Genomic DNA, 12871 nt, shown 5'->3' on the forward strand with positions numbered 1-12871 from the left:
CTTCACCATCAGGGTAGAACACGGGGTTTATGGCTTGTGAGTTTCAGCATACCGGGGCGACACCGATATACCTGGCTGCGGGTAAGCCGCAGTGTTTAACCTAGGATGGTATAAGATATGAAATTGCAGCAGCTTCGTTACATTGTGGAAGTGGTTAACCACAACCTGAATGTCTCCTCGACGGCAGAAGGGCTCTATACCTCTCAACCCGGCATCAGCAAACAGGTGCGCATGCTCGAAGATGAGCTGGGCATCCAGATTTTCGCCCGCAGCGGCAAGCACCTGACCCAGGTCACCCCGGCCGGCCAGGAAATCATTCGCATCGCGCGTGAAGTGCTGTCCAAGGTAGACGCCATCAAGGCCGTCGCCGGTGAACACACCTACCCGGACAAAGGCTCGCTGTACGTCGCCACCACGCATACCCAGGCTCGCTACGCCTTGCCCAACGTGATCAAGGGCTTTATCGAGCGTTACCCGCGTGTCTCGCTGCACATGCATCAGGGCTCGCCGACGCAGATCGCCGAAGCGGTCTCCAAAGGCACCGCCGATTTCGCCATCGCCACCGAAGCGCTGCACCTGTATGACGATCTTATCATGCTGCCGTGCTACCACTGGAACCGTGCGGTGGTGGTGAAGCCCGATCATCCTTTGGCGGGCAAAAGCAGCATCAGCATTGAAGAACTGGCGGCTTACCCGATCGTCACTTACACCTTCGGCTTCACCGGCCGCTCGGAGCTGGACACCGCCTTCAACCGCGCCGGCCTGACGCCGCGCATCGTCTTTACCGCCACTGACGCCGACGTGATTAAAACCTATGTGCGTTTGGGATTGGGGGTAGGGGTGATCGCCAGCATGGCGGTGGATCCGGTGCAGGATCCGGATCTGGTGACGGTGGATGCGCGCGATATCTTCACCTACAGCACCACCAAGATCGGCTTCCGCCGCAGCACTTTCCTGCGCAGTTACATGTACGACTTCATTCAGCGCTTCGCGCCGCACCTGACGCGCGACGTGGTCGACAGCGCTGTGGCGCTGCGCTCCAACGAAGAGATTGAAGCGATGTTCAAGGACATCAAGCTGCCGATCAAGTAATCGTTGACGATATCAAATCAAACCCGGTTAGGCGCCTGTCAAACCGGGTTTTTTTAGCCCGGAAACCCGTACCTTCCTTGTTTCTCAGGATCATCCTGAAAAGCCGTCGTCCTTTCGACAGCTTCTTTTCCAACAACATAGAAATTAGCGGTGATGGTGAAATAGGGATGAATAATTTCGACTCGGCTGTCATTGCCATTAAATTGGGTGTCTCTGCCATCATTGCGGCAGTTGTGCTCACAGTATGTCGTCGCCTGGTGCGCAAACCCCGCTAAAACCGCGAGATTTTCCCTGCCAAAACGCCGCCTCGTTGCGGCGTTTTCGTTGACGCGTGGCCTAACCCCTTGGCTGCGCTCGCACTTCCTTCTTCTTGATTGTTCTCACCTATCGCTGTGATCAAATCGTGTTGTTATCAAAACGTTAACTTATCTTTGTGGTATCTTTAAACAAGACCTCACTGATTACCCTGTTTTAATCACAATAAGAAATGGAGGAGCTATGTCGTCCGATCTTCGTGAAACAAGTCTGGATAAGCTGGTTGCGCTAAATAGCGAATATTACTACTACAGTCTGCCGCTGGCGGCGAAGCAGCTGGGTGATATCGACCGGTTGCCGAAATCAATGAAAGTGCTGTTGGAGAACCTGCTGCGCCATGTGGATGGCGATACCGTGCAGGTTGACGACCTCAAGGCCATCGTCGCCTGGTTGCAAACCGGCCATGCTGACCGTGAGATAGCCTACCGTCCGGCGCGCGTGCTGATGCAGGATTTTACCGGCGTTCCGGCGGTGGTGGATCTGGCGGCGATGCGTGAAGCGGTGCGGCGGCTGGGCGGCAATGTCGACCAGGTGAACCCGCTGTCACCGGTGGATCTGGTGATTGACCACTCGGTTACCGTCGATGAATTCGGCGATGACAACGCCTTCGAAGACAACGTGCGTATCGAAATGCAGCGCAACCACGAGCGCTACACCTTCCTGCGCTGGGGGCAGAAAGCCTTCAACCGTTTCCGCGTGGTGCCGCCGGGCACCGGCATCTGCCACCAGGTCAACCTCGAATACCTCGGCCAAACGGTGTGGCACAGCGACGAAAGCGGTCGCCGCGTGGCCTATCCGGATACGCTGGTGGGCACCGATTCTCACACCACCATGATCAACGGCCTGGGCATTCTCGGCTGGGGCGTCGGCGGTATCGAAGCGGAAGCGGCGATGCTGGGCCAGCCGGTATCGATGCTGATCCCGGACGTCGTCGGCTTTAAGCTGACCGGCAAGCTCCGCGAGGGCATTACCGCCACCGACCTGGTGCTGACCGTCACCCAAATGCTGCGTAAGCACGGCGTTGTTGGCAAGTTCGTCGAGTTTTACGGCGACGGCCTGGCCGATCTGCCGTTGGCGGACCGGGCGACCATCGCCAACATGTCGCCGGAGTTCGGCGCCACCTGCGGTTTCTTCCCGGTAGATGACGTCACGCTCGGCTACATGAAACTCAGCGGCCGCAGCGCCGAACAAATCGCGCTGGTGGAAGCTTACGCCAAGGCGCAGGGCATGTGGCGCAACCCGGGGGATGAGCCGGTATTCACCAGCACGCTGGCGCTGGATATGTCGACGGTCGAGGCCAGCCTCGCCGGGCCGAAACGCCCGCAGGATCGCGTCGCGCTGCCGAATGTGCCGCAGGCGTTCAGGGCCGCTACCGAGTTGGATATCGGCGGCCACAAGACCAAGGCAGACAGCAAATCCTTTACGCTGGATGGGCAGCAGCACGAGCTGCACGACGGCGCGGTGGTGATCGCGGCGATCACCTCCTGCACCAACACCTCCAACCCGAGCGTGATGATGGCGGCCGGCCTGCTGGCGAAAAACGCCGTCAAGAAAGGGCTGCGTAGCAAACCCTGGGTAAAAACCTCGCTGGCGCCGGGTTCCAAAGTGGTGACCGACTACTTCGACAGCGCCAAACTTACCGCTTATCTGGAAGAACTGGGGTTCAACCTGGTGGGATATGGCTGTACCACCTGTATCGGCAACTCCGGGCCGCTGCCGGATCCTATCGAGCAGGCGATCAAAGAGGGCGATCTGACCGTGGGCGCGGTGCTGTCGGGCAACCGTAACTTCGAAGGGCGCATCCACCCGCTGGTGAAAACCAACTGGCTGGCCTCACCGCCGCTGGTTGTGGCGTATGCGCTGGCGGGCAGCATGAAGATCGATCTGACCAAAGAGCCGCTGGGCGAGGGCAATGACGGTCAACCGGTCTACCTGAAGGACATCTGGCCGAGCAGCCAGGACATCGCTCAGGCGGTGGAAGAGGTGCGCACCGAGATGTTCCACAAGGAATACGGCGAAGTGTTCGACGGCGACGCCAACTGGCAGGCGATCCAGGTGACCGGTTCGGCGACCTATCAGTGGCAGGAAGACTCGACCTATATCCGCCATCCGCCGTTCTTCAGCACCATGAAGGTGAAGCCGGATCCGGTGCAAGACATCAAGGATGCGCGCATTCTGGCGATTCTGGCCGATTCGGTGACCACCGACCACATCTCGCCGGCGGGGAATATCAAGCGCGACAGCCCGGCGGGGCGTTACCTGAGCGAGCACGGCGTGGCGCCGCAGGATTTTAACTCCTACGGTTCGCGCCGCGGAAACCATGAAGTGATGATGCGCGGCACCTTTGCCAACATCCGCATCCGCAACGAAATGGTGCCGGGCGTGGAGGGGGGCTATACCCGCCATATTCCGTCGCAGCAGCAACTGTCTATCTACGACGCCGCCATGCAGTACCAGCAGGAGAAAGTGCCGCTGGCGGTGATCGCCGGTAAAGAGTACGGTTCCGGCTCCAGCCGCGACTGGGCGGCGAAAGGGCCGCGCCTGCTGGGCGTGCGGGTGGTGATCGCCGAATCCTTCGAGCGCATTCACCGCTCCAACCTGATCGGTATGGGCATTTTGCCGCTGGAGTTCCCGCAGGGCGTGACGCGCAAAACGCTGGGGCTGACCGGGGACGAGCAGATCAGCGTCGGCGGCCTGCAACAGCTGCAGCCGGGCCAGACGGTGCCGGTACATATCACCTATGCCGACGGGCGCAAGGAGGTGATTGACACCCGTTGCCGCATCGATACCGGCAATGAGCTGACCTACTACGAAAACGACGGCATCCTGCACTACGTAATCAGGAAAATGCTGTAATTAATCAATAAAAAGGGCGCCGCAAGGCGCCCTGATTGTTTTCACCGTGGTGGCGGTCACTTCTGGTCGAGCAAATGGCCCATTTTGGCGGCCTTGGTGGCCAGATAGTGTTCGTTCTTCGGATTGCGGCCGACGATCAGCGGCACGCGCTCGCTGATATTGATACCGGCTTCGGTCAGAATCTCGACCTTTTTCGGGTTGTTGGTCAGCAAACGCACCGCGTCGACGCCCAGCAGTTTGAACATGTCGGCGCACAGGGTGAAGTCGCGTTCGTCGGCGGCGAAGCCGAGCTGATGGTTGGCTTCCACGGTGTCTGCGCCCTTATCCTGCAGGGCATAGGCGCGGATCTTGTTCAACAGGCCGATATTGCGGCCCTCCTGGCGATGATAAAGCAGGATGCCGCGGCCTTCTTCGGCGATCTGCTCCAGTGCGGCTTCCAGCTGAAAACCGCAGTCGCAGCGCAGGCTGAACAACGCGTCGCCGGTCAGACATTCGGAATGCACGCGTGCGAGCACCGGCGCTTCACCGGAAATATCACCGAATACCAGCGCCAGATGATCGTGTCCGGTCGCCAGTTCTTCGAATCCTACCATCAGGAAATCGCCCCAAGGTGTCGGCAGTTTAGCCTCTGCCACCCGTTTAAGCTGCATGTCACTCTCCACAAAAACCTACGATTCAATCATTGTCGCGCATCCTAAGTCCGGTCAGTGCATTGACCAAGACTAAAACGTGCTACGCCGATCTCTATTTCGTTAATTATCGGCTATTTTGCCACAACTTCTTGCCGGGCGGTGCTCAGCAAACCAGCAGATGGCGTTTTCTGGCCACCTATTATTGCGATAGGTTGTCTATCTGTTTAATTTTTCGCGTGTTATCAAGATTGCACTCTTGTTACACTGCAGCCTGATTCACGCAGAGGAAAACGGGAATGTATGAGATAGCAAAACGCACGGCGGGCGGCGCGTTGCTGCTGCTGTTGATGCCGCTGGCGGTCTGGGTATCCGGCTGGCACTGGCAACCCGGCGGCAATGACCGGCTGCTGAAAGCGCTGTACTGGGTGACCGAAACCGTGACCTCGCCGTGGGGCATTCTGACCAGCGCGATCCTCTGCGGTTGGTTTTTGTGGTGCCTGCGCTTTCGGCTGAAGCCGGCCATCGGTCTGGCGATGCTGCTTTTCGCCGCACTGTTGATTGGGCAGGGCGTGAAGTCGTTGATCAAGGATCGGGTGCAAGAGCCGCGTCCTTTCGTGGTGTGGTTGGAGCAAACCCACGGCGTGGACGGCAAGTATTTCTACTCGCTGCAGCGCAAAGAGCGCAGCGCGCTGGTGCGCGAGCAACTGCAAGACCAGACGCTGGTGCCGAGCTGGCTGCGCAAGCACTGGCAGTTTGAAACCGGCTTTGCTTTTCCGTCGGGGCACACCATGTTCGCCGCCACCTGGGCGCTATTGGGCGTAGGGCTGCTGTGGCCGCGCCGCCATTACAAAACCGTTGCGATCCTGATGGTGTGGGCGGCTGGGGTAATGGGCAGCCGCTTGCTGCTGGGCATGCACTGGCCGCGCGATCTGGCGATGGCCACGTTGATCAGCTGGCTGCTGGTGGTGGTCACCTGCTGGCTGGCGCAGCGCTGGTTCGGTCCTCTGACGCCGCCGCCGCAAGAGCAACAGGAAATCGCGGCGCGCAAGCCGGAATAATCACTTCTTTCATAGGCGCCGTTCAGGCGCCTGCCACCAAGACCTTAACGCCAACCTTTTCAAATGCCTGCATGGCGGCATCGCCAATTCCGTTGTCGGTAATCAAATAGTCGATATGCTGCCAGTCACAAGGCAGCGCAAACATTGAAACTTTATCGATCTTGCTGGAGTCGGCCACCACATACACCGTGTTGGCTGCATTGATCATTGCCATTTTCAGTTTGATGTCGGTTTCGCTTGGGAAACTGAGCCCGTGGCGGGGCGAGATGCAGGCCGTCGCGAGGAACAGTTTTTGCGCCAGCACGTTTTCGAAGAAATTGGCGGCTTTGTCCCCGGAGGTGGAGAGCGTCGGAAATTTGAATGAGCCCCCGGTCAGCAAAATATTCACGCCCGGTTCGCCGCCCAGCTGCAGCGCAATATTGACGCCGGTGGTGATAACGGACAGTTTCTTTATGTGATTCAGGTGATTGGCGATAGCCGTGGTGGTGGTGCCCGAATCAAGAATGATGGTGTCGCCGGGTTCGATAAAACCGGCGGCGAGTTTGCCGATGCGATCTTTGGCGGTCAGGTTAACCTGGCGTTCCAGCAGCATGGCATGCGTATTTTGCTTGCCATCAACCAGGGTTGCACCGCCGTGGAAGCGCTGCACATAGCCTTGCTGCTGCAGGACGCGCAGATCGGTGCGAATGGTCGCCTCGGTCAGCTTGAAGGTATCGGTAAGCATTTTGACCGTCGCCGAGCCGTCTTCGCGGATCATGTCGAGGATCTTTTCGCGCCGTTGCTGCATTTCCGCCAACTGTTCGCTTTTGCTTTTCAATCGAAAGACTCCTGCACCTGTCAGTTCCCGCCGCGCGGTTTGCCACGGCCACTCCATATTGATGCGCTGAATTTTAGCTCGCGATTATTGATAAAGCCACGGATAAACCCGGTTAAGTAGCATTGATTTTTATTCGAAAATCATTGGCATCCGATGAAATCAACGATAAAAAACTCAATTAAAGCAGCCGGGTGATTTTCATCATGTTGTTATTTATTGGTTTTTTTCGGTGTGGGTGTTGTCGGGTAAGCGCTTTTGTTTGAAATTTGATCTTGCCCACATTAATTATCGTTTTTGCTGCATATGATTTCCATTCGAAAATCAATGGTGAGTTAACGGATCGTTTTGATGCGATAACGATAATCAAGGCGCTTAAGCAGAGGTGACGATGGACTTTCAGGCGATTAAAAACACGGCACGCCAGGCGCGCCGACATGTGGTGACCATGAACCATAAGGCAGGCAAGGGTCATACCGGCGCCGATCTGTCGGAAATCGACATCATCTGCACTTTGTATATGGCAGTGATGGATCGCAGCAATGCCCGGCCCGATCAGGATCGGTTCATTTTGTCTAAAGGGCACGGCGCCGGCGGTTTTTACTGCAGCTGTGCGGCGATGGGCTTGCTCGATCCGGCGGTGCTCGATCAGTTCATGGGCGACGACACCTTGTTGGCCGGGCATCCGGTGCGGCAGAAGTTGCCGGAGCTGGTGGAGATTAATTCCGGCGGTTTGGGGCATGGGCTGCCGATCGCCGTGGGGTTGGCGCTGGGCAATAAGCTGGCAGGGCGTGGGCATCGCCGCGCTTTCGTCCTGCTGGGCGACGGTGAGCTGGCGGAGGGATCCAACTGGGAGGCGGCAATGGCGGCCAGCAAATTCAAGCTGGATAACCTGATCGCCATCGTCGATCGTAACCGGCTGCAGCTGGCGGGCAAGACGGAGGAGATCATGCCGCTGGAACCGCTGGCGGAAAAATGGCGCGCGTTCGGTTTCGAAACCGTCGAGTGTGACGGGCACGATCCGGCGGCGTTGGTGGCGGCGATCCAACTTCCGAGCCAGGACAAGCCGCGAGTGATTTTGGCCAATACCGAAAAGGGGCACGGCGTGTCGTTTATGGCTAACGTTGCCGCCTGGCATCACGCGGTACCGGACGAACAACAGCTGGCGCAGGCGCTGGTGGAACTGGAGGGGTAAACATGCAGGATTTACGCGATGCGGTGGTGACGGCGTTGATCGAACAGCAACGGGCGGGTGCAGATCTGAGCGTGATGGTGGCGGATTCCACGTCCACGTCAAAAATCGCGCCCTTTGAGCAGGCTTATCCGGAGCGGGTAGTGAACGTCGGTATCGCCGAACAGAACATGGTCGGCATGGCTGCCGGCATGGCGCTCAGCGGCCGTACGGTCTTTACCGCCAACGCGGCACCTTTCCTGTTCGCTCGTTCAAACGAACAGATGAAAAACGATGTTTGCTACACGGAGACCAACGTGAAAATGCTCGGCCTGAATGCCGGATTTGGTTACGGGCCACTGGGGGCGACGCACCACTGCATGAACGATATCGCCATCGCCCGTACGCTGGGCAATCTCAGCGTCTATGCGCCGGCGGATGCGCGGCAAGCGGCAGAGATTGTCCGTCATGTCATCGCGCAACCCGGCCCGGCCTATATTCGCATGGACAGCGACAAGCTGCCGGTATTGAACGCGGATTACCAATTCCGTCCCGGAGAGCCGGAGGTGTTGCACCAAGGGGAAGATAGCCTGGTGTTCTGTTTGGGCACGGTGGCTCATGAGGCGATGAAGGTACTGGCATTGGGCGGTAACCCGACCATTGTCTCTCTCCCTTCGCTCTGGCCGCTCAATGAGGAGGCGGTGGTGGCGTTGATGCGCTCGCACCGTCGGGTGCTGACTATGGAGGAGCATGCGCTCAGCGGCGGTTTAGGCACCATCATCGGTGAACTGTTGCTGCGGCATCAGCTGCCGCGGCCGTTTACCGCGCTGGGCGTGCCGGCTTACGAATTTACCCACAGCAGCAGCCGGGCGGCGCTGCGGCGGCAATATGCCATCGACGCGGCAGGATTGCATGCTCAGTTAACTCAATAGGGGGAAGCGATGGAGCGGAACGAGTATGACGTTAATTTACGCTACGGAGTAGATAGCGGACTGTCGCTGACGGGGAAGGTTGCGGTGATTACCGGCGGTTTGGGCGGCATCGCGATGGCCGCCAATCGCTTGCTGTTGGAAAAAGGCGCGCGTTTGGTGTTGATGTACCCGGCTTTTGAACAAGACAAGGCTGCGGCGGCGCTGCGGGAATTAGGTGAAGAGCAGGTACTTTGCCAGGTTTGCGACGTGACGGATCCTGACTCGGTGGCCACCGCTTTCACTGCGGCTCAACGGCGCTTTGGCCGCCTCGATATTTTGGTCAACTGCGCTGGCTACGTCAATCTGCAGCCGGCGACGGAGGTCACGCTCGAGGAGTGGCAGCGTCATTTGGCGGTCAACCTCACCGGACCTTTTCTATGCTCGCAGGCGTTGGCGCGTCGCGCGATAGCCGCCGGTCACGGCGGGAAAATCATCAACATCGCGTCGCAGGCGGCCTCTATCGCCATTGACGAACACTGTGCCTATACCTCCGCCAAGGCGGGGCTGCTGGGCATGACCAAGGTGATGGCCAAAGAATGGGCGCCGCATGGCATTACGGTCAACACGTTATCGCCCACCGTGGTGCTGACGCCTATGGGAGAGATAGCCTGGCGAGGCGAAAAGGGCGAGGCGATGAAAAAGCTGATCCCACTGGGGCGTTTTGCTTATACCGATGAAATCGCGGCGGCGATCCTGTTTTTTGCCAGCAATGGCAGCGACATGATTACCGGCGCGGACCTGATGATCGACGGCGGTTTTACCATTTGGTAAGCGGCAACCGCGGCGATCGCCAACACCAGACGATGTTCAACACAACGATAAGAGAACACCATCATGAAAAAAATAGCCACTTACCTCACTCTGCTTACCGGTTTTGCCTGCGCCACTGCCATGGCGGCGGAAAAGGGCACAATCGCCATTCTCGTCAACTCGCTGGACAACCCTTATTACTCCGCGGAAGCCAAGGGAGCCGAGGCCAAAGCCAAGTCTCTCGGCTACCAGACGCTGGTGCTGTCGCACGGCGAAGACGTCAAACGCCAGGGGGAGCTCATCAGCCTGGTTATCGGCCGCAAGGTTCAGGGCATCATTTTGGATAACGCCGATTCCCAGGCCAGCGTCGCCGCCGTGCAGCAGGCGAAAAACGCCGGCATTCCGGTGGTGCTGATCAACCGTGAAATCCCGGTCGATGGCGTAGCGCTGGCGCAGATCACCCATAACAACTTCCAGGCCGGATCGGACGTCGCCAATCAGTTTGTGGAAAAAATGGGGGAGACCGGTAAATACGCCGAACTGACCTGCAACCTGGCGGACAATAACTGCGTCACACGTTCGCAATCGTTCCATAACGTGATTGACCAATACCCGGAGATGGTCAGCGTGGCGCGCCAAGACGCCAAGGGCAATCTGCTGGAAGGGAAGCGCATTATGGACAGCATCCTGCAGGCGCATCCGGACATCAAAGGCGTGATCTGCGGCAATGGTCCGGTCGCGCTGGGCGCAGTGGCGGCGCTGAAGGCCGCCGGCAGAAAGGATGTCACCGTGGTGGGCATCGACGGCAGCAATGATGAGCGCGATGCCATTCTCAACGGCAGCCTCTACGCCAGCGTGATGCTGCAGGCGCAGGCGATTGCCGCGCAGGGCGTCGAGATCCTGGATGGCTACTTCCAATCCGGCAGCTATACCGGCAAGGAGCGCGTGATGTTCCGCGGCATCCTGATCGGCAAAGACAATGCGCAGCGAGTCAATGACTTCAACTTTAAACCGTAATCCGCGCTGAGCGGCGTCTTTCACCACCCCGTCCTGGCGGCGGGGGGCGATCGGAGGTGTTGTTATGTCGATGCGTATTGCGTTGACCGTCATCGTCGTCCTGGCGTTGAGCGGTTGCCGTATCGTCTCGGAGAAAAAGCTGGCGGAGCTTCGCTCCCCGGTGAATGCGCATGTGGCGCAGGCGGCGGAGATTTACCGCAGTCAAATCGCCCCGCAAGCGGTCAAAACGGCGCAGCCGCTGGGCGAGCTGATCGCTCGGATCGACCAGGCCAAGGATTTCAACAGCGCTTGCGGCCTGCTTGGGTACCGTGCTCAACCGGAGTTTCCTTGTTACTTCAACGTTAAGGTCAGCGGTGAAGTCGCGGCGGTCAACACCCGTTCACGCAGCAGAAAATTAACGCTCAAACTGACCGATGCGCCGCTCAGCAGCGTGGAGGTGCAGATCGGGCCGGTCTACCGCGGGACAGCGTTACGCGACAGCTATCGCGGCCTGAGCTACAGCGATTTCAATGACCAAGCGCTGTTCGGCGATTTTGCCAGGGCGATTAACCAGGCTTCGATCGACGAACTGGCCGGATCCCAGCCCAAGGTGGGTGACCACATTACCGTGTATGGCGTATTCAGCAGCTGGCAGGCGCCCGCCGAGCCGCTGTTGATCACGCCGGTGCGCATTCAACCTTAAGGGGGCGTGATGAGCGATCCGATCATTATTCAAACGCGCAACGTTTCGCGTCTCTATCCGGGCGTCACCGCGTTGGATAGCGTGAGCTATCAAGTGTTTCGCAACCAGGTCAACGTACTGATTGGTGAAAACGGCGCCGGCAAGTCGACCATGATGAAGCTGTTGGCGGGGGTGGAAACCCCGTCCTCCGGCACCATCGAGCTGGAGGGGAAAGCGGTGACGTTAACCTCTACGCAGCAGGCGGAGCGGCTCGGGATCAGCATTATTTTTCAGGAGCTGAACCTGTTCCCCAACATGTCGGTCATGGACAACATTTTTATGGCCAACGAGTTCTTCCAGCGCGGCCGTATCAATGTGGACTATCAGTATCAGTTGGCCAAATCCTTGCTGCAGCGGCTGGAGTTGGATATCGATCCGCATACGCCGTTGGGCAGCCTCGGTATCGGTCATCAGCAACTGGTTGAAATTGCCCGTGCCCTGGCGAAGGACACCCGGGTGCTGATCATGGATGAGCCGACGTCGGCGCTGAGTCAGGCCGAAGTGCGCACGCTGTTTCGGGTGATCGCCGATCTGAAAAAACGCGGTGTCACCATCATCTACATTTCTCACCGACTGGAGGAGCTGATGGAGATTGGCGATCGCATCACGGTGTTTCGCGACGGGCGTTTTGTTGCCGCCGAACCGGTCAGTAACGTCAGCATTCCGTGGATCATCGAAAAGATGGTGGGTGAAAAGAGCAAGCACTTTGATTATTGCGCGGCAGAACAAGGGGATGAAGTGCTGAAGGTCGAACAGCTGACGCTGCCGCGTGAAAACGGCGGCTATTGCCTTAACGACGTCAGTTTTTCACTGCGCAAAGGGGAAGTGATCGGCATTTATGGCCTGTTGGGGGCCGGCCGTACCGAACTGTTCAAAGTGCTCAACGGCGTGATGCGCCAGACGGCAGGTCGCATTTTGCTCAACGGGAAAAGCGTGGAGCGGCTGGGATTCCGTCAACGCATGGCGTTGGGCATGGCGTTGGTGCCGGAAGACAGGCAGGCGGAGGGGTTGGTGCAGATGATGTCGATCAAGGCCAACATGACCCTGGCCAGCCTGGGACGTAATGCGCTACGGCCGTTGGCGTCGGCCGGGGAGTGTACGTTGGTCGATGGCATGATCGAAAAACTGGCGATCAAGGTCAGTGACCGGGAGCTGCCAATCACCAGCCTGAGCGGCGGCAATCAGCAGAAAGTGGTGTTGGGCAAGGCGCTGCTGACCGGGCCGCAGGTGGTGTTTCTTGATGAGCCGACGCGCGGAATTGACGTCGGTGCCAAAACGGACGTTTACCACCTGATTGGCGCGATGGCACGTCAGGGGCTGGCGGTGATGTTCTCTTCGTCGGAGCTGGATGAGGTGGTCTCGCTGGCCGACCGGGTGATGGTGATGGCGGACGGGCAGCTGACAGCCGATCTGCCGCGCGAACGGGCCGATCGCGAAACGCTGATCCGCGCCTCAACCCCTCATGCATAAGGAT

General features: G+C 58.5%; 11 protein-coding genes. 9 read left to right on the forward strand and 2 right to left on the reverse strand.

Going from position 1 to position 12871, the window contains the following annotated elements; translation table 11 throughout:
• Nucleotides 1–117 precede the first annotated feature (117 nt).
• Complete coding sequence (gene cysB / locus IMX17_RS04740) at nt 118–1092, forward strand: HTH-type transcriptional regulator CysB (RefSeq protein WP_004930690.1); 975 nt, start codon at nt 118–120, stop codon at nt 1090–1092.
• A gap of 498 nt (nt 1093–1590) precedes the next feature.
• The gene (gene acnA, locus IMX17_RS04745; protein ID WP_193549372.1) at nt 1591–4263 is read left to right on the forward strand and encodes an aconitate hydratase AcnA; all 2673 of its coding nucleotides are present in this window, start codon (nt 1591–1593) and stop codon (nt 4261–4263) included.
• A 56-nt stretch (nt 4264–4319) separates the two neighbouring features.
• Here the strand turns inward: acnA and ribA are convergent, their stop codons facing one another.
• On the reverse strand, nt 4320–4913 hold the full coding sequence (ribA, locus tag IMX17_RS04750; protein WP_019452695.1) for a GTP cyclohydrolase II: 594 nt from the start codon (nt 4911–4913) through the stop codon (nt 4320–4322).
• Nucleotides 4914–5191: 278 nt separating this feature from the next.
• Between ribA and pgpB the strand changes: the two genes are divergently transcribed.
• On the forward strand, nt 5192–5953 hold the full coding sequence (gene pgpB / locus IMX17_RS04755; RefSeq protein ID WP_046898946.1) for a phosphatidylglycerophosphatase B: 762 nt from the start codon (nt 5192–5194) through the stop codon (nt 5951–5953).
• A gap of 22 nt (nt 5954–5975) precedes the next feature.
• Here the strand turns inward: pgpB and IMX17_RS04760 are convergent, their stop codons facing one another.
• Nucleotides 5976–6770: a DeoR/GlpR family DNA-binding transcription regulator gene (locus IMX17_RS04760; protein ID WP_033650247.1), complete on the reverse strand. Its 795-nt coding sequence runs from the start codon at nt 6768–6770 to the stop codon at nt 5976–5978.
• Nucleotides 6771–7158: 388 nt separating this feature from the next.
• Between IMX17_RS04760 and IMX17_RS04765 the strand changes: the two genes are divergently transcribed.
• The 6 genes from IMX17_RS04765 (at nt 7159) to IMX17_RS04790 (ending at nt 12867) form a co-directional block, all read left to right on the forward strand.
• Complete coding sequence (locus tag IMX17_RS04765) at nt 7159–7962, forward strand: transketolase (RefSeq protein WP_046898947.1); 804 nt, start codon at nt 7159–7161, stop codon at nt 7960–7962.
• A 2-nt stretch (nt 7963–7964) separates the two neighbouring features.
• Nucleotides 7965–8870 (forward strand): transketolase family protein, encoded by a 906-nt coding sequence (locus IMX17_RS04770; RefSeq protein ID WP_182264347.1) that lies wholly within the window; start codon nt 7965–7967, stop codon nt 8868–8870.
• A gap of 9 nt (nt 8871–8879) precedes the next feature.
• Nucleotides 8880–9680 carry a GolD/DthD family dehydrogenase gene (locus IMX17_RS04775; protein WP_193549373.1) on the forward strand — a complete coding sequence of 267 codons (801 nt, stop codon included), beginning with the start codon at nt 8880–8882 and terminating at the stop codon, nt 9678–9680.
• A 63-nt stretch (nt 9681–9743) separates the two neighbouring features.
• Nucleotides 9744–10676 (forward strand): D-ribose ABC transporter substrate-binding protein, encoded by a 933-nt coding sequence (locus IMX17_RS04780; RefSeq protein WP_075684660.1) that lies wholly within the window; start codon nt 9744–9746, stop codon nt 10674–10676.
• Nucleotides 10677–10740: 64 nt separating this feature from the next.
• On the forward strand, nt 10741–11358 hold the full coding sequence (locus IMX17_RS04785) for a DUF2291 family protein (RefSeq protein WP_182264348.1): 618 nt from the start codon (nt 10741–10743) through the stop codon (nt 11356–11358).
• A gap of 9 nt (nt 11359–11367) precedes the next feature.
• Complete coding sequence (locus tag IMX17_RS04790; RefSeq protein WP_046898951.1) at nt 11368–12867, forward strand: sugar ABC transporter ATP-binding protein; 1500 nt, start codon at nt 11368–11370, stop codon at nt 12865–12867.
• Nucleotides 12868–12871 lie beyond the last annotated feature (4 nt).

It is taken from the genome of Serratia sp. X3 (assembly GCF_014982455.1).
GTDB lineage: Bacteria > Pseudomonadota > Gammaproteobacteria > Enterobacterales > Enterobacteriaceae > Serratia > Serratia ureilytica.